The sequence below is a fragment of the Streptomyces mauvecolor genome, assembly GCF_039532965.1.
Classification (GTDB): Bacteria; Actinomycetota; Actinomycetes; order Streptomycetales; family Streptomycetaceae; genus Streptomyces; species Streptomyces violascens.
On sequence record NZ_BAAASQ010000004.1, the window covers coordinates 17,914 to 37,069 of the forward strand.

The following is a 19,156-nucleotide window of genomic DNA, read 5'->3' on the forward strand; positions in this document are numbered from 1 at the left end:
GCTGACCAGGGGCATGATCACGATAGGGCGGGCGTGTCCCCGGGGCCGCCCGACCGCCTTCGGTGGCCCCGGGCTTGATCCTCTGGGCCAAGATCCACTAACGCGGCGTCGCAGCCGTCGCCCCGGCCCGGCGCGCGATGTGTCCGGATCCGCGGTTCCGGGACCTCCCCGGCGCGGTTGGCCGGCCTCATCGGCGCGATTTGATCCAGGCCGAGTGTTCGACCTCCTCGTCCAGCCGACGGCCAACGGCCCCGGCCCGGGGGCAAGGCCCCCGAGCCCCCGGAGTCACCCGTCAACCACCCAGGGAGTCAAGCCAGTTGATCAGCAGCCGACTGACCTCGTCCCTGCGCTCCTGCTGGATCCAGTGGCCGCAGCCGTCGAGAACGTGAGAGGACATCAGGCCGGGCAGGGTGGTGGGGTACGCCTTGATCGCGTCCGCCAGCCAGGTGGTGGACGCGTCCAGGGCACCGCCGATGAACAGGGACGGCTGGGTGAGGGGGGCGCCGTCGAAGTCGGCGAGGTCTTCCCAGTCCCGGTCCATGGCCCGGTAGCGGTTCAGGGCCCCGGTCATGCCGGTGCGTTCGAACTCCGCGGCGTAGACGTCGAGGTCGTCTTCGCTGAGCCAGCCGGGCAGCCCGGCCTTCGGGAACCGCTCGCGCAGTGTGCCGCCGCCCGCCACGAAGTGCGGCTCCGGCTCCTCCGGTGCGGGCATGGTGTCGGCGGAGAAAGCGGCATAGAAACCGGCGAGCCACCCGCGCACGTCGGGTTCGATCTCGGCCTCGACGCGGCCGGGCTCCTGGAAATAGGAAACGTAGAACTCCTCGTCCCCGCCCATGCTCGCGAAGAGCTCGCTGGGCCTCGGCCCGCCGCGCGGGGCATAGGGCACGCTCAGCAGCCCCACCGCGCGGAAGACATCCGGCCTGATCAGGGCGGAGTTGGCGGCAATGGCCGACCCCCAGTCGTGGCCGACGACCACCGCGGACTCCTCGCCCAGGGAGTACACCACCGCGACGTTGTCCGCCACCAGCTCCCGCATGCGGTACGCGGCCGCATCGCCGGGCCTGGAGGAACGGCCATAGCCACGTACGTCGATGGCGACCGCCCGGTACCCGGCCGCCGCCAGAGCGGGAAGCTGATGGCGCCAGGAGTACCAGGACTCCGGGAAGCCGTGCACGAACAGGACCAGTGGCCCGCTGCCCTGCTCCGCCAAGTGGATCCGGCCCGCGGGCGAGGGGACCAGCCGGTGCGTGACATCTGTGGTCGTCGGCGTCATCAACTCTCCAGGGTTCATGGTCTGCCCGTGCGAAGATCGGCGCCACCATCATGGGAGGGACGGCGCGGGCGCGGCCAGCTTTGTTGCCGGTTCGGCAAAGGGGCACGGCCACGAGCCGCGTACTGGCCACACCGAAACGGGGTGGCGGATGGCGCCCTTGACGACCCACGGATTGTGGAGTCAGTCGAGGAGGAGGGGGTTGGGAAGCGCAGCGGCCGGGTGCATGCGGAGGAGGGTGTGGAGGACTCCTGCCAGGCCTGACATGAGGCTCGGTGAGAACGCCTCGCGGGCGAGGCCTCCCACCGGGCCGCGTTGTTCGAGGCTGGTGAGGATCTCGCCGTCGAGGTCCTCGGAAGCCCCGGAGCCGATGGACGTCAGGAACTCCCAGAGGCCCAGGTCTCCGTGACACAAGGTGTGGCTCCAGCCGAAGCCCTCCGCCGTGCAGGCTCCGGCGGCTCGGTGGGCCATGTCGAGGTGCACGGGGTCTCCCGTGCGGCGGTGGAGGTCGAGCATGCCGATGCCGATGCCCGCACTGCCGTGGCACCAGCTCGTGAAGAAGTCGTCCTCCGCGCCGATGCGGACGTCGAGCCAGTTGCCGTCCTCAGGGCGGTAGAGGGACTCCTGGAAGGCGAAGGCGCGCTCGGCGAGGCGGCTCCAGTCGTGGCGGTCGGCCGCGGAGCCGGCGTCGGTGAGAGCAAGTCGGGTCAGGGCCCAGCCGATGCCGGTGGCACCGTGCGCGAAGCCGCCGATGCCCTCCGGGTTGAGGCGGGTCGGCCACCGGGCGCCCACGGCGTCGGTCACGGCGAGGGCGGCCAGTCGGCGGCCGATGTGTGCTGCCGCATCCAGCCATGGGGCCTGTCCGGTCGCGGTGGCCAGGTTGAGCAGCGGGACGATCCCGCCGGCCGCGCCGTTGAGGAGGTCCACCTCCACGTCGTCCTCGACCAGCGGCCCGTCCGTGAGCAGCAGGGCCCGCTCGGCGGCCCGCTTCACGAGCCAGTCCTCGCCGAGGACCCGGTGCAGTGCCAGCCACGTCCACACCTGTGACGCGGCGCCGCTGAAGGCTCCGGCCGACGGTGTCGGCGTCCGGTCCTCGGTGCTGACCAGCACGCGCAGCGCACCCTCGAACGTCTCGCGCACGCCCGGCACTTCGTCGGCCCGCCCGGCCGCCACCTCGGACACGTACTCGGCCAGCGTGAGTGCCACGCCGCCCTGGCCGGTGTAGAGATCGGCCGGCAGCACCCTGATCGACCATCCGGCGGGGGTGAAGACGGGGCTGATCCAGGTGACCGTGCCGTCCTCGCCGCGCACCGCTCCGTCGCACAGCCTCCGTACCATCTGCGCAGCCAGGTCTCGACGGCGGCGCTCCCGGTCGCGGGCGTGCGGATCGCGGGCGGCGACCTGCACCCGCGCGGGCAGCGAACGCTCGTTGAGATACGCGCCCACCAGCGCGTCCTGGATCACCGACTCCTCGAAGGCCAGGTCGGCGGTGCGCCAGTCCTCGACGGTGCCGCGCACGGCCGCGGCGTCCACGGTGAAGCCGGACATCGGCACGTCGCCCACCAGCAGATCCGCTATCTCGGCATCGATGGCCGCGCGGTCGGTCGGCGCACCGGGCAGCGCGTCGGCATTGCGCCGCAGAATGTCCCGGGCCCGCTCGACCGCCGCCGCCTCGTCGTGCAGCGAGGCCGGATGCCACAGCATGCGGCCGATGTCGACGTATGCCTGCGTCGGCCGCAGGATCCGCCGGGCCGTCGCCCCCTCGAAGCGGCACAGCAGCCGGTACGGGTCGGTCCCGGGGCGGCGCAGGTGGGCGGTCATTTCCTGGAATCCGGCCAGGACCCGGTCCCAGTACGTGCTGAGGACCGGAGTGGCGGCGGGGTGGTTGCCCGCGACGGGCATGGCCACGAGGTCCACCTCGAAGCGGGCCGCGGCGGTGCCGCCGTCGGCGATCACCGGGTGCGGGATCAGCGGCTGCTGACCCGGCAGGGCGCCGATCCCGGAGATGTCGACGCCGCCGAGCGCGAAGCCGGTGCCGCGCACGGGCAGCAGTCCGGTGCGCAGCACGGTGCGGCGGATGGCCGCCGCCGCTACGTCCACGGCGTCGCCCCGGCCGCTGGGCGGGAACGGCGCCGGGGCGTCGAAGAGGGTCTCGGCGTCCACGATCACCGGCACGGGCCCTGCGGCGATCATGTTCTCGGCGTGCATGTCGGTGCCCCCGGTGAACCGGAGGACGGCGAGCCAGTGGCCGATGTTGCGGTAGAACGTGGCGAGTTCGCTCTGGTGCGCGCAGTAGCGGTGGCGGATGAACTCGGCCCAGCCGTAGCCGTCGCGCGCCAGCGTTCCGGGCACGCGGATGCGCCGGTCCGGCGCCGGTGCGTCGGGGAGGTCGGCGAACAGGTCGTCCAGGAGTGCGCCAAGCGCCACGTCGACTTCCGAGGGCCGGGGCTTGTACATCACGGTTCCCCCCTCGAAGTCGACCCGACTGACCGTCAGGCCGCCTCGATGGGAGTCTCCCGCCCCGAACTCGACGGCGCGTACCTCACCCGCGGGTCCGCCGAGCAGCGGGCCCAGCAGCGCGCGGTCCGCCGCCAGCCGTTCGGCGAAGTCCGCCGTGGCCGCCACCGAGAGCCGTGCGACCGCCGCGATGCGGGGGCCCACGGCCGGGTACCGGCCGGCCAGCCGGGCCAGATAGCCCTCCTCACTGGCCCGCTCGATGAAGGCGTCCCAGGTCGCCTTCCCGGCGTCGGCCCCGGCATCCGCGCCCGGCCCGGCCAGGCGCATCGCGTGGAGCTCGATCAGGAACAGGCGGGACAGCTTCGCGTGCAGCGACCGGAGCAGGGTCGTGTGACCGGCCTCCAGAAGTACGTCCCGTTCCTGCCGGCCCAGGGATCCCACCGCGGCCAGGCGCCGGGCCAGTTCGTCCCGCCAAGGGCGGGTGATGCTGCGTACGGGTTGGGTGAAGTGTTCCGTCTCGTTCGACGTTCCCGGCAGCGATCCGCTCACCATCAACCGTCCCCGTCCCACCGCGAGTGCGCGCCTGAAGGAGCCCGCGAGGCGGGCGGTCGGCCAAGCAGCGGGCCCTTCGTGAGAATGCGTTCCACGAAGGGCCCTTCGGTGCTCTGCGACGATCAGCAACACCAGCTGCCGTGCGACCCGCTCGGGCTGGAGCAGAAGCCGTAGAGGGAGTCGCTCGAATCGGTCAGCGCGGCTTCGGCGGCGGCGCCGCCGACATAGAGCGGACCGGCCGGGTTGAGCTGGCCGTACGCGCTTTCCGCGCCCGACAGCCAGGCGTTGAGCACGGCGCTTGCAGGAACACTGGTCTGCGGCATCTGCGGCCTCCGGACAGAGGGATCGGGACGGATCGCCCAGCCCCGAGTATGGCCATATCCGAACACCCGCCAGACGAACAATCCAGCCAAAGTAGTTCGGTCGGAGATGCGCAGCACACCTATCCACGGGGACGCGGACCGAGCGGCCGCCCCTCCGATCACCCCCGGTGTGCGCCCTCCCCGGACAGCCTCCGCGGCCGGCGCCTCCGGTCTCACTCCAGGCGGACGAGGCCCGCGCAGCCGCCCGAATCACGCCGATGGCATGATCGAGGTTTCGACAAGCGCCCGCCTCACCTTCCTCCACCGGAAATCGACGCTGTTCCACAGGGAGGGTGATCCGCCGCGACCAGTACCCGACAACACATCGGCAAAACAATTGATACCTACAGATTCACAGAGATTTACGCGAATAAGCCGAATAAGCCGCAGAATGAAGTTCGCCTCGTGGCGTCAGCCGCGCGTGATCCTGTGGGCGGCGGCGGGCGTTGCGGCCCTCGGATTCCTCGTCGCTCTGGAGATCACCGCGCGTCGCTACGGCGGCGTTCCGGGGCCGCTGGCAACCCAGGCGCGCGAATTGATCTTCCCGCCCAAGCCGGGGCCGCTGTACGGCGGCCTGGCGTTGATGATGGTGGTGCTCACCTGGCGGCAACGGTTCATCGCGGCCGGTGTGGCGATCGGCATCGACGTCGTCTTCGTGCTCGCGCGCTGGGCCTGGGACGTCAAGGTGCCGGAGGGCCATTTCTTCGGCAACGGCGCTCTGTGGGCGATGCTGGGCTGTGCGGTCTTCGCGGTCACGCGCCGGACCGGCCGTGAGCGCACGCTCCTGCTGAAGGGCGTCGGTCTGGGCCTGCTGCTCGTGGCCGGCCGCAAGATCGGTGACACCTGGCTGCTCATCACGGCGAAGACCCGCCCGACCGTACTCGATCCGTACGTGGCGACCGCCGATCACGCACTGGGCAACCCGTCGTGGCTGGCAGGCCGCCTACTCGACGCCACCGGGTCGATCGGCACCCAGACTCTCGGCCTGATCTACGCCCAGCTCGCGGTGGCCGCGATCGTCGTCGCCCTGTACCAGCTGCGCAATGTGGCGGCCGAGCGCCGCTTCCCACGGCACCACCTGGTGCGCACCTTCCTGGTGATCGGCCTGCTCGGGCCGGCCATCTACATGATCTTCCCAGTGGTCGGACCGGTCTTCGCCTACGGTCCGGGCGCCTCCGGCACCGGCGGCGTGCAGTGGGCGGTGGCCAACCTGTGGCCGCACACACCGCCACCGATCACCGTCCCGCACCCGGTTCCGTACGACGGGATCACCCCGCGCAACTGCATGCCCAGCCTGCACACGGCGTGGGCCACCGCGATCTTCATCCACTCCCGCAAAGGCCCCCGGCTTCTGCGGTACGCGGGGACGTTCTGGCTGGTCGCCACGCTCACCGCCACGCTGGGCTTCGGCTACCACTACGGCGTGGACCTGGTCGCCGGCGTGGTGTTCTCGCTCACCGTCGAGGCGGCGCTGCGCACCTTCGACCGCGGCTGGGACCGCTCGGGAATCCAGCTGGTCGCGTACGGCACGGCGGTTTTCGCCGCGCTCCTGGTGTCGTACCGCTGGCTGCCGATGCAGATGGCCGCACATCCGTGGGCGTCCGGACCACTGGTCATCGCGGCGATGCTTTCGGTCATCTACGGCTATCTGCGCATCACCAACACGTGGGAACCGAAGGCCGCTTCAGCGCTCCGGCCGGAACCGCAACCCGAACCCGTCTGAGTCGCGGCGCGGCAGGTCGCGGGTGGCACGGATGCCGGGCGGCGCGAACAGGCCAACCGGCATGATTCCGGCCGCCGTTCGCGGGGAGTTGTCCGCGAACTCTCTCAGAATTGTCCGTGATCTGTAACGGAGGCATCCCCTGGCCACCGTGCCTCGTCCTGCCAGGTGACCAGGGACCGGCGGGGGACTGCGCGAGAAGAGGCGAACATGGCACGGCACAACGGTGGGCGGGGTTGGTACGGCAAGATGGTCGGAGCCGCGCTCGGCGTGACCATCCTCGCCACCGGCGCCTCGGTGTGGACCGCGCAGGCAGGCACCTCGGACGATGCGAAGCCGAAGGCGTCGGCCACGCCGAGCTCCGACATCCAGCGGGTCGCGGACACCATCGCGCATTCCTCGGACGCGGGAGCACACGGCGTCAACATCACCATCGACGACGGCCCCGACCCGGTATGGACCCCCAAAGTCCTCGAAGTGCTGCGGGAGTACGGGGTGAAGGCCACGTTCTGCATGGTGGGGACGCAGGCGAAGGCTCACCCGGACCTCGTGAAGAAGGTGGTCGCGGATGGGCACCGGCTGTGCGACCACTCGGTGTCGCACGACACCACCATGGACAAGAAGCCCCAGAGCTACCAGTCGCAGCAGATACTCGACGCCGAACGCATGATCACCGAGGCATCCGGTGGTGTACGCCCGATGTACTACCGGGCGCCCGGCGGGGCGTTCACCCCGTACAGTCGCGACCTCGCCGCGTCCCGGGGCATGCGCCCGCTGGGCTGGAACGTGGACACCAAGGACTTCGAGCGTCCGGGTACGGACGTCATCGTCGCCACCGCCGAACGAGAGCTGCCCAACGGGCCGACACTGCTCTTCCACGACGCGGGCGGCGACCGTACCCAGACCGTCGAGGCCCTGCGCAAGCTCCTCCCCCGGCTCAAGTCGGAAGGCCACGCCTTCGGTTTCCCGGTGCACTGAGCCCCGGCCGGGTGCCGGCATCCGGGGTCCGCCCCATGCGCACACGCAAACTGGCCTGACCATCGACTGATCCAGGGCACCACCTGGTCACCAACCGGTCACGCGCCTCCAGAAGTCCTGGATCTCCGGGGCGGTGTTCGTCGTTCGGGTGCTGTTGATGACGTGGTAGCCGTGGTGCTGAGCCGCGGTGGCGCAGGCGTGGTTGGGCAGGATGCGCAGGCGGGTGCCGATGGGCAGGTCGGGCAGGCGGGCGCCGTCGGTGACGATCCACCCGTACGCGGGGCGGTGTCCGATGACGGTCACCACGACCGACAGGGCCAGGTCCTCGATGCGGCAGACGCCGATGCCGGCCATCACCAGGTCGAAGAAGACGTAGTTGTCGGCGCGCAGTTCGGTGACGCCGGTGCGGTCTTCGGCCGCGTGGGCCGTGGGGGTGGAACCGACGAGACCGGCCGCATCCTGCATGCCGCGAACACTTTCAGTCCAGATATGGACATCGAATCTAAGGAGCTCCTCTCGGCGCTTGTCCAGCGACACTCGCCACCACGGTGAGCGGGACGCCGGGAACGCGATGACGGAGAGGAGGAGACGATCAGCGTCAGTTGGTCACGCGACACGGCAGCAGGCCACGAACGGATCGTCACGGCCGTCTCGCGGGGGGCACCGCGAATCCCGAATCAGCACGAACTGCCCGCCTCCCGAAGGCCCTTGGGGCAGGCTCACCCTCAAGAGCGAGCACGGTCGGGAGTCACTCGGGCCGCAGTGAAGGTCCGTCTACTGTACGGACACGCCGCACACCCACGCGGCGGTTGAGGAGGGGATCCCGTGTCATCGCCCTACGACCCGCAGTTCGCTCCCGCCGGTGATGTGGGCACAGCCCTCATGATGATCGACTCCCGGCTCAAAGGCATCCACAGCGGGAGGCCCGGGACCGACGCCGAACAGCAGGCGCTGACCGACCACTTCGCGGCGTCGCTGGACGCCGGGGGAATCGATGACGTACTGGACGGCGTGTGCACGCTCATCTTCATGTTCATGACGTGGCTCCGCAGAACCCACGAAGAACACGGCAAGGACGTCATCGAGTACGTAGTGCCCACCCTGGTGGCCACGATGCGTCAGATGCCCAAGAGCGTCGGCGCCGAGACCATCCCCACCATGGCCGGCCTGGTCATCGCCGCCGGCACCGACCTGAGCCCCAACCTGTGGCGCAAACAGTACGGATACTGGACCGAGAAGGAGATGACTCCCCTGGAAGTCACGGCCTTCCTGCTCGCGGAGCACATCAACCGCATTGCCGCAGACCCGGACTTCGCCACCCGCATGATCTCCCGGGCCCTGTCCGGTTTGGACGAAGGCTGACGTCCCGCACCAACCCCGGCACCCCGCACCAATCCCAGCCCCTGGCGGAGCCCGACGTGCCGCCCCGACCAAGGCGGCGCCGCGGCCAGGTTCGATCACCCACACAACTCACCAGCGGACCGTTCGGGCTCACGCCCGACGGTCAGGGGCGAAGACCGTGGATGGCCAGTTCCATGAGCCGGTCAGCCTGGGCGGCGCCGTCCGGGGTGGCAGGGGTGCGCCACAGGCAGCTCATGAGCATGATGACGTCGACCGGGTCGATTCCGGAACGCACCTCTCCGGACTGCTCACATGCGTCGAGCAGTTGGCCGACGGCCGCAGTCACCGGAGGCCATGAGGCGCTCACGTCCTCCTGTGCGGCGGCGGAATGCAGCGCCTCGCCGAGGCCGTGCTTGATCCGCACATAAGCGGCGAGGGTGGCGAACCACAGCCGCAGCGCGTCCAGTGGAGCGTGGGCGGCGAGAACTTCCGGCACGGAAGCGACCAGGCGGTTCACGCCATGCCGGTGGACCTCCAGGATCAGCGCCTCGCGAGTCGGGAAGTGCCGGTAGAGCGTGCCCGGACCCACGCCCGCACGCTTGGCGATCGAGTTGAGCGAGGCGTGCGGTGACTCGGCGAGCGCGTCGTGGGCGACCTGGAGGATCGCCTCGCGATTCTTCAGCGCGTCGGAGCGCTGTGGCTGGGCGCCGGCCATCGGGTCCTCCTGGCGGTGCGGGCGGCGGCGTTCGACCGCTCTCCGGAGAACTCCCCCGCCAGCGCCGAACGGGCCATCGGAGAGTTCTCCGCTTAGGCTCGTTCTCCATTCTAGGAGGTTCACGCCCACCGCGACGACGTCGTCATCGCCACCAAGGTTCGCCATGACATGCACCCCGGCAGCCCCAACGGCGGCGGCCTGTCCCGCAAAGCGATCATGTCGACTTCCAGGGCATCTCCGACGCCCGCGAACTCGAACGCCTCAAGGCAGGCATCCCCGGCTTTGCCCATCACTGAGGCCGCGCGGGCCGAGCCGGACACTCTGGCTGACTGCCGACCGTACGGCTACTTCGCGATGGCAGGCGAGGCGCGGGTCCGGCCGGGATGGTCCCGGCCGGAACCCGTTCCCTCAGGCCCCGTTCACCCACGCGGCGCGCAGCGCCTTTTTGTCCACCTTGCCGACCTTCGTCGTCGGCAGCTCGGCGAGCAGCACCGTCTTCCGGGGCCTGTACAGCTCGCCCAGCTCTACGGTCACGGCCGAGCCGACCTCGTCCGGGTCGATGTCCACACCCTCGGCCGTCGCCAGGAAGATCTGCACGGCCTCCCCGTACTCCTCGTCCGGAACGCCCAGGGCCGCCGCGTTGCGCACCCCCGGCAGCGTGAGCAGGAAGTCCTCCAGGACGCGGGAGTAGACGTTGTCGCTGGTGCTGCCGGTGACGATGATGTCCTTGGCGCGGTCGACGAGATAGAGGTAACCCTCGGCGTCGACGTAGCCCAAGTCGCCGGTGCGCAGCCAGCCGTCCTGCAGCGCTTCGGCGGTGCGCTGCGGGTCCTCGTAGTAGCCCAGCATCACCGTCTCACCCTGGACGCACACCTCGCCGACCTGCCTGGCGGGCAGCGTCGCCGTGCCGTCCTCGGAGCGGATCTCGATCTGCGTGTCGAATATCGGGAGCCCGCAGCTGCCCCAGAGTTCGGGCCGCTCGGCACCCTTCGAGGCGAGGTCCTCGGCGGCGAACGCGGTGATGCCCAGCGCCTCCGACTGCCCGTAGCCCTGGCTGAGCACCGGCCCGAAGACGTCGACCGCCTGCTGCAGCCGGCTGGGCGACGAGGCTGCTCCCGCGACGACGACCCGCCGCAGCCGGGGCAGGGCGCCCGCCTTGCACTCCGGGTGGTCGAGGAGCGCGTACAGCATCGGCGGTACGAACATGGTGGTGGTGATCCGTTCCTCGCGCAGCACCTCCAGCGCCGCGCCCGCCTCGAACTCGGGCAGCACAACGAGGGCGACCCCCGCCAACAGCGCCTGGATCGAGGTGAGGTGGCCGCTGCCGTGGGTGAGCAGCGTGGAGACGAGCACCCGGTCGGTCTCCGGATCCATGCCCGGGAAGGCCGACCGGGAGTTCTCCGAAGCGGTCTCGGCCGGGTCCGCCGGGGCGTCCAGGTCCACCAGGGCGTCGTAGAGCCGGCTGCTGTGCGCGGCGAGCTTGGGGCGGCCCAGGGTGCCACCGGTGTAGAGGACGGTGACCGGCTCGTCCGCCGCCAGGGCCCGCACGCCGTCGGGGCGCTCCGCCGGGCACTCGGCCTGCAGGGCCAGCAGGTCCTGGCACTCCTGCTCGCAGGGGCCGAGGCTGAGCAGCACGGGCGCGTGGACACTGCGGGCCGCGGCGTCGGCGGCCCGCTCCGCGAAGCGCGGGTCGGTGACCACGACGCGGGCGGCGGACTGCTCGACCAGCGCGGCGAGCTCGCCAGGTCCCGGCTCGGGCGGCAGGAACACGACGCGGCAGCCGATCAGGTGGACCGCGAGCTGCACCAGCACGGAGTCCACACGGTTGGCGAGGAACAGCCCCACTCCATCGCCGGGCTCAAGCCCCTGTTTCCGCAACGCGTGCCCCAGCCGGAACAGCCGGCGCCGGGCTTCGGCCCGGCTCAGCCGCTGCTCACCCTGGACGAGCGCCTCGGCGTCCTCGTCCTTGTGCCAATGCTCCAGAATGCGGTCCAGGTACGCCAGCGGTGTGGATGTTTCCTGCGGGTTAACGATCATCGATACATCCAAGCATGCGGGGCTGAAGCCATCGAATCGTAGGGTGCATCTCCGGCCGCCCAACGATGTGATAGTTGCGGGGTAGTTGGCCGGCGTCGGCTTCATCATTCTCGACCCCCCTTTCCGCCATGTTCCGGGCCCGGTCGGCGGCCTGACGGAGCGCCACCGACCGGGCGTCACGCGACTGCGCCGACGCCTTGGCCTGCACGTGGCCGAAGGGAGCACCGCGGGTGTGGCTGCGGAGGATCTCGTGGCCCTGGCCCGCCTCCGCATCGCTTCGGGCGCCGCTCGTCGGTACGTTCGCGCATCGTGTCCACACCGAATCCCTGGGCTCTGAACTCCTGGGCAGGGCCTTGCAGTTGGCCGATATCCGCGTATCCCCCGAGGCCGACCCCTACGGCGTGCCGGGGAGCCGGACCGTGACCACGAGACCGCCTGCGGGGCGGGGCGCGAGGTCGAGGGTTCCGTCGTGAGCGCGGACGATGCTCCGCACGATGGCCAGGCCGAGTCCGACGCCGGCGTGCTCGTCGGTGCGTACGCGTTCCGTTCCGCGCCGGAAGGGTTCGGTGAGGGTCGGCACCAGTTCCGGTGGGAGCAGGCGGCCCGTGTTCTCGACCCGCAGCACGCTCGCGGAGCCGTGCGCCTCGGTGTGGACGGTCACGGTGCCGCCGGTGGGCAGGTTGTGGACGATGGCGTTCTGGACGAGGTTCGTCACCATCCTCAGCAGGAGCTCCGCGGAGCCGCTGGTGGAGGCCGCCCCGCCGGTGACGTCGAGCGTGATCCGGCGTTGTTCGGCGAGGGGAAGCAGCGTTTCGGCGGCTTCCTCGGCGAGGAGGGAGAGGTCGACGCTCTCGCGGGTGAAGTTTCCGCGGTCGCCGCGGCTGAGCAGGAGGAGCGCCTCGGTGAGGTCGATCGCCCGCGTATTGACGGCGTGGAGGCGTTCGATGAGTTCGCCGCGGTCCCGCGTGGGCTCCTTGCGGGCGACGTCGAGGAGCGTGCGCGAGATCGCCAGTGGAGTGCGCAGTTCGTGGGAGGCGTTCGCGGCGAACCTCTGCTGCTCGGCGACGTGGGACTCAAGTTGTCCGAGCATCGAGTCGAACGTGTCGGAGAGTTCACGGAATTCGTCCTGGCGGCCCTTCATACGGATCCGGTGGGACAGCGACCCGCTCCCGGCCCTCCGCGCCGCATCCGTGATGTGTGTGAGGGGTGCGAGCATCCGGCCCGCGAGGATCCACCCTCCGACGAGGCCCAGCAGCAGCAGGAATGCCAGTACTGCCGCTGCCTTGGGAGCGAAAACATGCAGAAGGTTGGACCGGATGGGAAAGACACCATGAGTGGAGGCGGTGTCGGAGGAGACGAGGAGCGCACGCTCGGGGACGTAGCGCAGCAGGAAAAGCCACACCGCCGCGAGCAGCAGGACGCCGGCGACCATGAGAAATCCGGCATAGCTGAGGGTGAGCTTGAAGCGAATGCTCAGCCCGCGCGCTCTATCCACGGTCTCCTCCCTCGGGCCCGGCCCCCGGTTGCGTGTCGATCCGGTATCCGACGCCGGGGACCGTGGCGATGATCCATGGTTCGCCGAGCCGTTTGCGCAGTGCGGAGACGGTGATGCGCACGGCGTTGGTGAGGGGGTCGGCGTTCTCGTCCCAGGCCCGTTCAAGGAGCTCTTCGGCGCTGACGACCCCGCCCTCGGCGGCGACGAGGACTTCGAGGACGGCGAACTGTTTGCGGGTGAGCGCGACGTAGCGTCCGTCGCGGAACACCTCCCGGCGGAACGGGTCGAGCCGCAGGCCCTCGATCTCCCGGACCGGAGGCCGGGCGTACGCACGTCTGCGGTCGAGCGCCCTCAGCCGCAGGACGAGCTCCCGCAGCTCGAACGGTTTGGTGAGGTAGTCGTCGGCGCCGAGCTCGAACCCGGAGGCCTTGTCGTCGATCCGGTCTGCGGCGGTGAGCATGAGGATCGGGATGCCGCTGCCGGAGGCGACGATGCGCCGGGCGACCTCGTCGCCGGAGGGGCCGGGGATGTCGCGGTCGAGGACCGCGAGGTCGTAGGTGTTGACGCCGAGCAGTTCCAGGGCGGCGTCTCCGTCGCCGGCGATGTCGGCGGCGATCGCCTCCAGCCGCAGACCGTCACGGACGGCTTCGGCCAGGTAGGGCTCGTCCTCCACGATCAGTACGCGCATGTCCGAAGCCTAAGCAGCCGGTGCGTGTTCCGGCACCGAGTGAGGCCGGTCCGACTGCGCTTGCGCCGCAGTACGCCACCAACGGCGCGACGCCAGCGCGGCCAGCACGGCGCCGGTGGCATTGACCAGTACGTCGTCCACGGAGGACACCCGGTCGAGCTGCAGGACGTACTGCGCGGTTTCGACCAGGGCCGAGCAGCCCGCCCCGAGCGCCAGGATCCGCGGCACGGACGCCAGCGCCGCGAACCGCATCGGGGCGAAGAACCCCAGCGCCGCGAAGATCAGCAGGTTGCCGACGACTCCGACCGGCCCCATCGTGACCAGGTCCCGCAGCGGCACCAGACTCACCCGGGCGGGCGCGGTGCCGGCCGCGGCGCCCGGCATCATGGTCAGCCACAGAAACGGCACCGTCCCGTGCACCATGCCCACTTCGGCCACCGACCTCCGCCACGCCCAGCCGACACCGCCGCCACGCCGCCGGTGCGCCAGAGCCCACACCACCAGCGCGGCCAACGGCAGAGCGACCAACGTCATGAGCACCACACCGTTGAACGTGTCGAAGCAGCCGTGCCACTGCCCGGCCATGCATCTCGGAGCAGACATCATGAGCGGCCGCCGCACGACAGACACGGCGCCCGCCACGCCCAGGACGGCCAGGACGAGGAACACGATCCTGCGCGTACGGCGGGGCTGCGCCGACAGGGTTGTGGTGTGGTTCATGCCCCCATTGGAGACGGCGGGCGGTTGCGGCGGCGTATGCGATTTTCGATACGTCCGCGATACACGGAAGCGCCCTCGGAGACTCGGTGACAGCCGCGCGCATCTCCGGCTGTACCCGGCAGTCGTCTGTCCCAGAACTCCAGGCGCCCCTCGCCCACACGCAGCCGGGGGGCCTCCTCGCCCCGGGTGCAGTACGCGAGCACGCTCGGTTCGAGCGTCACCCTGCACCGATCCCAGGAAGGTCTATGTCCTGGACGTCATCCCGAAACCGTGGCCGCGGGCGGCGTCCACCGGTGGGTGGGCGGCAGTGGGCCGGTGATGCCGTAGTCCTTCTTGAGTTGTTCGGGGATGGCGTAGTGCATGACGCGTCCGCGGGTGAGGGAGGACAGTTCCAGGACAGCGGTGAGGTGACCGAGGCGGTCCAGCGCCCACGCGCCGAGCGGGGAGCGGTCTTCGATGGTTTCCAGTACGCCGAGGAGGTGGGGCACCGCTTTGACCACGGTGTCCCATCGGGTGCGCGGCACCTTGAGCCAGTCGGCGCAGGTGTCGCCGACGAGGTGGCGGATCAGGGCGGAGACGATCGGGTCGAAGAAGGTGCCGGGCACGATCTCCTCGTAGAGGTCGATGAGTTGCCGGGTGAGGTGGGCACCTTCGTCGGACGGTCCCATGTGCCGGACCATGTACAGGTCGAGGAACTGGCGCGCTTCCTCAAGGGACTTGGGGACGGCGTCCTGGTCGACGCCGAGCATGGCACCGACCACGCGCCAGGCGTAGTAGTACGCTTCCGCGCCTTCCGTCGACATGTGGATGCCGAGTCGGTGCAGGCTGTCCAGAACCAGCAGGGAGAAGAACATCTGCCCGCCGATCATGTCCTCCTGGCAGATCGGCGTTCCGTATGTGCCGGTGTCCCAGCGGTTCTCACGCTTGAGGTGGTGGCGGATGGAGGCGTGCAGGAGGCGGACCTTCTGGGCGGCGGGGATGAACCGGCTGCCGGCCTCGAAGGCGTCGGGCTGCATCAGGTAGACCGTGAACTGGCCGGTCTCCGCCATCCGTTTCGACGGGTACTTCAGCCCGTGGGTGGCCGAGAGGAGCTTCGCCACGTGCGGTACGACGTAGCACGCGGGCATGGAGGCGAAGGACAGGGCGGTGGAGATGTGCACGTTGTTGTCGATGAAGAACAGCCGGGCCTTCTCCATCTCCCCCCAGTCCACCCAGGCCGGCGGCACACTCGTGGCCTGGAGGTACTCCCGGGCAACGTCGGGCAGGCCGTCCGGCAAGGGAGCGCCGGCGGTGGAGACGTACCGCATCAGGGTGTTGAACTTGCCCACCTCCCCCCGCTCGAAGAGGGTGGCCACGGTGGCGTCGGCGAGTTCGTCACCGGCCTGCCGCAGGGCGTCCATTGATGCCTCGGTGTAGGTCACGACAGGGCTCCTTGTCATCCATGAGTCGTCTGCGGTCATCCGGCGACCTGCGGGGACGGCGGCCGCGGGGGCACACGCGACCCCGCTGTACGGGTCAGGACAGACGGACCGCGGCCGAACGTGCCAGTGCGGTCAGGGCAGCGGCGGCGGGCGCGGGCGTGTTCAGGTGGTGCAGAACGCCGAGTGCCTCCTCGACGCGGTCGGTGATCATGGCTTCGATACGTTCGGGAGCCTTCAGGCGGCACATCAGCCGGCGGACCTCTGCCAGCCCGTCCGGCCCGACATCACGTCGGCCGAGCTGGGCGCTCAGTTGTTTGCGCTCGTCATCGGCTGCGAGCCGCCAGGTCTCGGCCAGGAGGGCGGTGGGGCGGTGGCCGCGTACGTCGTCGGCGTTGGCCTTGCCGGTGCGTTCCGGGTCTCCGAACAGGCCGAGCAGATCGTCCCGGAGCTGGAACGCCTCGCCCAGCGGAAGCCCGTACGACGAGTAGCCGACGCGCAGCCGCTCACCGGCCCCCGCCAGAGCACCGCCGATCAACAGGGGCTGCTCGACCGTGTACTTGGCGGTCTTGTACCGGATCACCTTCAGCGACGCCGCGGTGTCCGGATCGGCCCCGGTGCGCAGGATCTCCAGGCACTCCCCCGCGATCAGCTCCCGGGCGAGCGCCGACCACAACGGGCGGGCCCGCGCCAGGTACGCGGCGGGCAGACCGCTGGTGGCGAACAACTGCCCGGCCAGCGACATCAGCAGATCCCCCACCAACATCGCGAGCGACCTGGCGGCGGCAACGGCACGCGGACGGCGGCGTACGGCACCACGTAACGCGATGTGCGCCGTGGGCCGGCCGTGGCGCAGCGGGCTGTCGTCGATGAGATCGTCGTGCACCACGGCGGCGGCATGCACCAGCTCCATCGAGGCGGCCGCCCGCATCAGCGCGTCGCTGTCCGGCTGTCCCACCGCGCGCCAGCCCCAGTAGCAGAACGCCGCTCGCAGCCGCTTGCCGTCGGCTACCACTGCCTCCAACTGGTGTGCCACCGGGCCCAGTTGAGGATCGATCGCCGACAGTTGCTCGGCCTCCTGGGCGACGAAGTGGTGCAATACGTCGTCGACGCGGGCCTTGAACGCGGCCGGCTCCCACCGGTCAGACGCCATCGGCGGCCGCCCGAGCCAGGGCGTGCCGGGCGAGGATCTCCAAATGGGCCGGGGGGACAGTCGCGTACCGGTCCACCACCAGGCGGCCGCGCGCCATCAGATCGTGCTCGGCCTGCTCCGCAAGGTCCGCGGCGTCCGAGCGGCGCAGCAGCCCCCGCACCGCCCCCAGCGCCGAACCCAGCGTGCTCACCGCAAGGTCGGCCAGCCCGGCCGCAAGGAGCACCGCCTGCTCGTCCAGGCCCGTGCGTCGTCCCGCTTCGTGTGCCATCCATCCCCCACCCACAACACATCCAGGCGACGCCGTCGTACGCCGTACTGCCCAGCATCGCGTCGCGCCCGGGCCATGACCGGAGGAATTCACGATCGGGTGATCGCATCGCTTGTCCGTACGGGCCGGGCCCGTCGAAGCCCGCCGGCGGTGCGTTTCGTGCGGACGGTCGCCCGACCGGGCGCCGTTCGATCCCAAGGGTTTGGCGGACCGGCCGACCGGGATACCCGTGGCACGTGATTCCCTCTCAGGTCGACGCCACGCTGCCGGAGCTCGCGCCCTTCGTCCACGCGGCGCGGGAGCGAAGGCCCGACGCGGGTACATGGTGCGAGGCGTGGACCGTGCGGGACGTCCTCGTCCATCAGACGGGCAATGCCGAGGAACTGGCACGTGTGCTGGAGGCGTTCCTCGCGGGCTCGCCGGTGCAGACGCGCAGCTTCGAGCCGCGCGAGGCCCCTACCGACGGATGTCGGACTCCGACCTGTGGTCGGCGTTCATGAGCCGCTGCCAGCATCTCACCGAGATCTCCGCAGCCGCAGCACAGGACCTGTCACCCGACACGGAGGTGATGTGGACCGGCCGGACTGTGAACGTGCCCTTCTTCGCGGAGCACATGCGCGAGGAACTGATCCTGCATCGCTGGGACCTGAGCGGTGACGACCGGACATCGGTGCAGGCGCTCACCGAGCCGTGGATGACCGAGCACAGCGTGGTGTCCGTCGGCCGGCCGTTGCTGGCCAAAGGCCGTGCCTGCCTGGATCTGGGGCCCGAGGGGAGCGTCGAGGGCCGGCTGCACACACCGGGCACGGACGACATCGTGGTGACCGCGGGCCCCGAGGGCAACAGCATCCGCCTCGCCGCCCCGGAAGGCCCCGCCACCATCGAGAGCGACGCGGCCACCCGCGTCCTGCTGCTCTGGGGACGACGCCCCGCCGACCCGTCGCGCTGGCACAGCTCAGCCGGCCCGGAAACACTGCGCCGGGTGCGGACCCTCCTGAGCGGCTACTGAAGCACCTCACCGAGCCTGCACTCCGCCGAATGATTGCCCTCCCTCCTCACACCGGAGCACCTTCACCCGTACGGGCCGGTTCCGAAGCCGGGGGCGGGGGGAAACACGGGTCGTCCCTCCCCACCCGTGAACGACTGCCCCGGAGGCATCCGTGCCCGACATGAACGGCCCCTACAAACCCGGCACTCCCTGCTGGATCGACCTCATGGTCCCCGACCAGCAGGCGGCCCTCGACTTCTACAGCGACCTCTTCGGCTGGCAGGGAGAGATCGGCCCACCGGAGACCGGCGGCTACTCGGTCTGCACGCTCAAGGGCAAACCGGTGGCCGGGATCATGCGCGCCTCGAATCCGGACGGCTCCACCCCCGACCCGATGCCGCCGACCGTATGGACCACCTACCTGACCACCGACGGCATCGACGCCACCCTCAAGGCGGTCACCGACGCCGGCGGCAGCATCATGATGGGCCCGATGGACGTCATGGAGCTCGGGCGGATGGGCGTCATCACCGACCCGACGGGTGCCGTCGTCGGCCTCTGGCAGCCCGGCACGTTCGACGGGGCGGGCATCGTCAACGAGCACGGTGCGCTGATCTGGAGCGAGCTGAGCACCGGTGACACCGACGCCGCCGCCCGGTTCTACTCGGCCGTCCTGCCGATCAGCACGGCCCCGTCGGCCATGCCGGGCGCCGAGGGGTACACGGAGCTCAAGGTCGCCGGTCGCGCGGTCGCCGGGATGATGGACCTCTCCACCCTGCCGGACGGAGTTCCACCGCACTGGCTGCCGTACTTCCACGCCGACGACGTCGACAGCATCCAGGCTGCCACGGTGCGGGCGGGCGGCAGCGTCAAGGCGCCGGCGTTCGACATGGCGGCCGGCCGGATGGCCGTCCTCGCCGACCCGCAGGGCGGCACCTTCGCGGTGATCACCGCGAGCTCTCCGGAACAGCCCGCCTGAGCCCGCGCGGTTCGC

At 70.4% G+C, this 19,156-nt stretch carries 17 protein-coding genes and 2 pseudogenes; 7 read left to right on the top strand and 12 right to left on the bottom strand.

What is annotated here, in order from left to right:
* Positions 1-292: 292 nt before the first annotated feature.
* The 3 genes from ABD346_RS03185 to ABD346_RS03195 all read right to left on the bottom strand — a co-directional run bounded on the left by ABD346_RS03185 (position 293) and on the right by ABD346_RS03195 (position 4,602).
* Entirely contained in the window at positions 293-1,273 is a 981-nt protein-coding gene (locus ABD346_RS03185; protein WP_344371285.1) for an alpha/beta fold hydrolase, read from the bottom strand.
* Positions 1,274-1,453: 180 nt separating this feature from the next.
* The gene (locus ABD346_RS03190) at positions 1,454-4,279 is read right to left on the bottom strand and encodes a type 2 lanthipeptide synthetase LanM family protein (protein WP_344371287.1); all 2,826 of its coding nucleotides are present in this window, start codon (positions 4,277-4,279) and stop codon (positions 1,454-1,456) included.
* Positions 4,280-4,401: 122 nt separating this feature from the next.
* On the bottom strand, positions 4,402-4,602 hold the full coding sequence (locus ABD346_RS03195; protein ID WP_053728018.1) for a DUF6229 family protein: 201 nt from the start codon (positions 4,600-4,602) through the stop codon (positions 4,402-4,404).
* Positions 4,603-5,032: 430 nt separating this feature from the next.
* On the opposite strand from ABD346_RS03195, the gene ABD346_RS03200 reads away from it, so the two are divergent.
* Complete coding sequence (locus ABD346_RS03200) at positions 5,033-6,364, top strand: phosphatase PAP2 family protein (RefSeq protein ID WP_344371290.1); 1,332 nt, start codon at positions 5,033-5,035, stop codon at positions 6,362-6,364.
* 207 nt (positions 6,365-6,571) lie between these two features.
* Complete coding sequence (locus tag ABD346_RS03205; RefSeq protein ID WP_344371293.1) at positions 6,572-7,339, top strand: polysaccharide deacetylase family protein; 768 nt, start codon at positions 6,572-6,574, stop codon at positions 7,337-7,339.
* Positions 7,340-7,426: 87 nt separating this feature from the next.
* On the opposite strand, the pseudogene ABD346_RS03210 reads toward ABD346_RS03205, so the two are convergent.
* Positions 7,427-7,795 (bottom strand): annotated as a pseudogene (locus ABD346_RS03210) (DSD1 family PLP-dependent enzyme); the annotation flags it as partial.
* 369 nt (positions 7,796-8,164) lie between these two features.
* On the opposite strand from ABD346_RS03210, the gene ABD346_RS03215 reads away from it, so the two are divergent.
* A complete protein-coding gene (locus ABD346_RS03215; RefSeq protein ID WP_344371295.1) occupies positions 8,165-8,701 on the top strand; it encodes a hypothetical protein in 537 nt (178 codons plus the stop codon).
* A gap of 142 nt (positions 8,702-8,843) precedes the next feature.
* Here the strand turns inward: ABD346_RS03215 and ABD346_RS03220 are convergent, their stop codons facing one another.
* Complete coding sequence (locus tag ABD346_RS03220; protein ID WP_344371297.1) at positions 8,844-9,395, bottom strand: TetR/AcrR family transcriptional regulator; 552 nt, start codon at positions 9,393-9,395, stop codon at positions 8,844-8,846.
* A 123-nt stretch (positions 9,396-9,518) separates the two neighbouring features.
* Here ABD346_RS03220 and ABD346_RS03225 point away from each other — a divergent pair.
* Positions 9,519-9,617, top strand: a pseudogene (locus ABD346_RS03225) (aldo/keto reductase); the annotation flags it as partial.
* A gap of 186 nt (positions 9,618-9,803) precedes the next feature.
* Here the strand turns inward: ABD346_RS03225 and ABD346_RS03230 are convergent.
* The 7 genes from ABD346_RS03230 to ABD346_RS03260 all read right to left on the bottom strand — a co-directional run bounded on the left by ABD346_RS03230 (position 9,804) and on the right by ABD346_RS03260 (position 17,174).
* The gene (locus tag ABD346_RS03230) at positions 9,804-11,432 is read right to left on the bottom strand and encodes a class I adenylate-forming enzyme family protein (protein ID WP_344371299.1); all 1,629 of its coding nucleotides are present in this window, start codon (positions 11,430-11,432) and stop codon (positions 9,804-9,806) included.
* 394 nt (positions 11,433-11,826) lie between these two features.
* Positions 11,827-12,927: a sensor histidine kinase gene (locus tag ABD346_RS03235; protein ID WP_344371301.1), complete on the bottom strand. Its 1,101-nt coding sequence runs from the start codon at positions 12,925-12,927 to the stop codon at positions 11,827-11,829.
* Positions 12,920-13,615 carry a response regulator transcription factor gene (locus ABD346_RS03240; RefSeq protein ID WP_344371302.1) on the bottom strand — a complete coding sequence of 232 codons (696 nt, stop codon included), beginning with the start codon at positions 13,613-13,615 and terminating at the stop codon, positions 12,920-12,922. Before ABD346_RS03240 ends, ABD346_RS03235 begins: the two co-directional genes overlap by 8 nt.
* Before the next feature lie 9 nt (positions 13,616-13,624).
* On the bottom strand, positions 13,625-14,335 hold the full coding sequence (locus ABD346_RS03245) for a VanZ family protein (protein ID WP_344371303.1): 711 nt from the start codon (positions 14,333-14,335) through the stop codon (positions 13,625-13,627).
* Between the two features lie 257 nt (positions 14,336-14,592).
* Positions 14,593-15,756, bottom strand: coding sequence for an oxygenase MpaB family protein (locus tag ABD346_RS03250; protein WP_344371304.1), 1,164 nt, complete (start codon positions 15,754-15,756; stop codon positions 14,593-14,595).
* A 94-nt stretch (positions 15,757-15,850) separates the two neighbouring features.
* Complete coding sequence (locus ABD346_RS03255; protein WP_344371306.1) at positions 15,851-16,906, bottom strand: polyprenyl synthetase family protein; 1,056 nt, start codon at positions 16,904-16,906, stop codon at positions 15,851-15,853.
* On the bottom strand, positions 16,896-17,174 hold the full coding sequence (locus tag ABD346_RS03260; RefSeq protein WP_344371307.1) for a polyprenyl synthetase: 279 nt from the start codon (positions 17,172-17,174) through the stop codon (positions 16,896-16,898). The genes ABD346_RS03255 and ABD346_RS03260 overlap by 11 nt, the downstream gene beginning before the upstream one ends.
* A 236-nt stretch (positions 17,175-17,410) precedes the next feature.
* Here ABD346_RS03260 and ABD346_RS38580 point away from each other — a divergent pair, with 236 nt between their 5' ends.
* The 3 genes from ABD346_RS38580 to ABD346_RS03270 all read left to right on the top strand — a co-directional run bounded on the left by ABD346_RS38580 (position 17,411) and on the right by ABD346_RS03270 (position 19,141).
* Positions 17,411-17,674, top strand: coding sequence for a maleylpyruvate isomerase N-terminal domain-containing protein (locus ABD346_RS38580; protein ID WP_381227100.1), 264 nt, complete (start codon positions 17,411-17,413; stop codon positions 17,672-17,674).
* Positions 17,641-18,183: a hypothetical protein gene (locus ABD346_RS03265; RefSeq protein ID WP_344371309.1), complete on the top strand. Its 543-nt coding sequence runs from the start codon at positions 17,641-17,643 to the stop codon at positions 18,181-18,183. The genes ABD346_RS38580 and ABD346_RS03265 overlap by 34 nt, the downstream gene beginning before the upstream one ends.
* Positions 18,184-18,343: 160 nt before the next feature.
* On the top strand, positions 18,344-19,141 hold the full coding sequence (locus ABD346_RS03270) for a VOC family protein (RefSeq protein WP_344372148.1): 798 nt from the start codon (positions 18,344-18,346) through the stop codon (positions 19,139-19,141).
* The last annotated feature ends 15 nt before the right edge of the window (positions 19,142-19,156 follow it).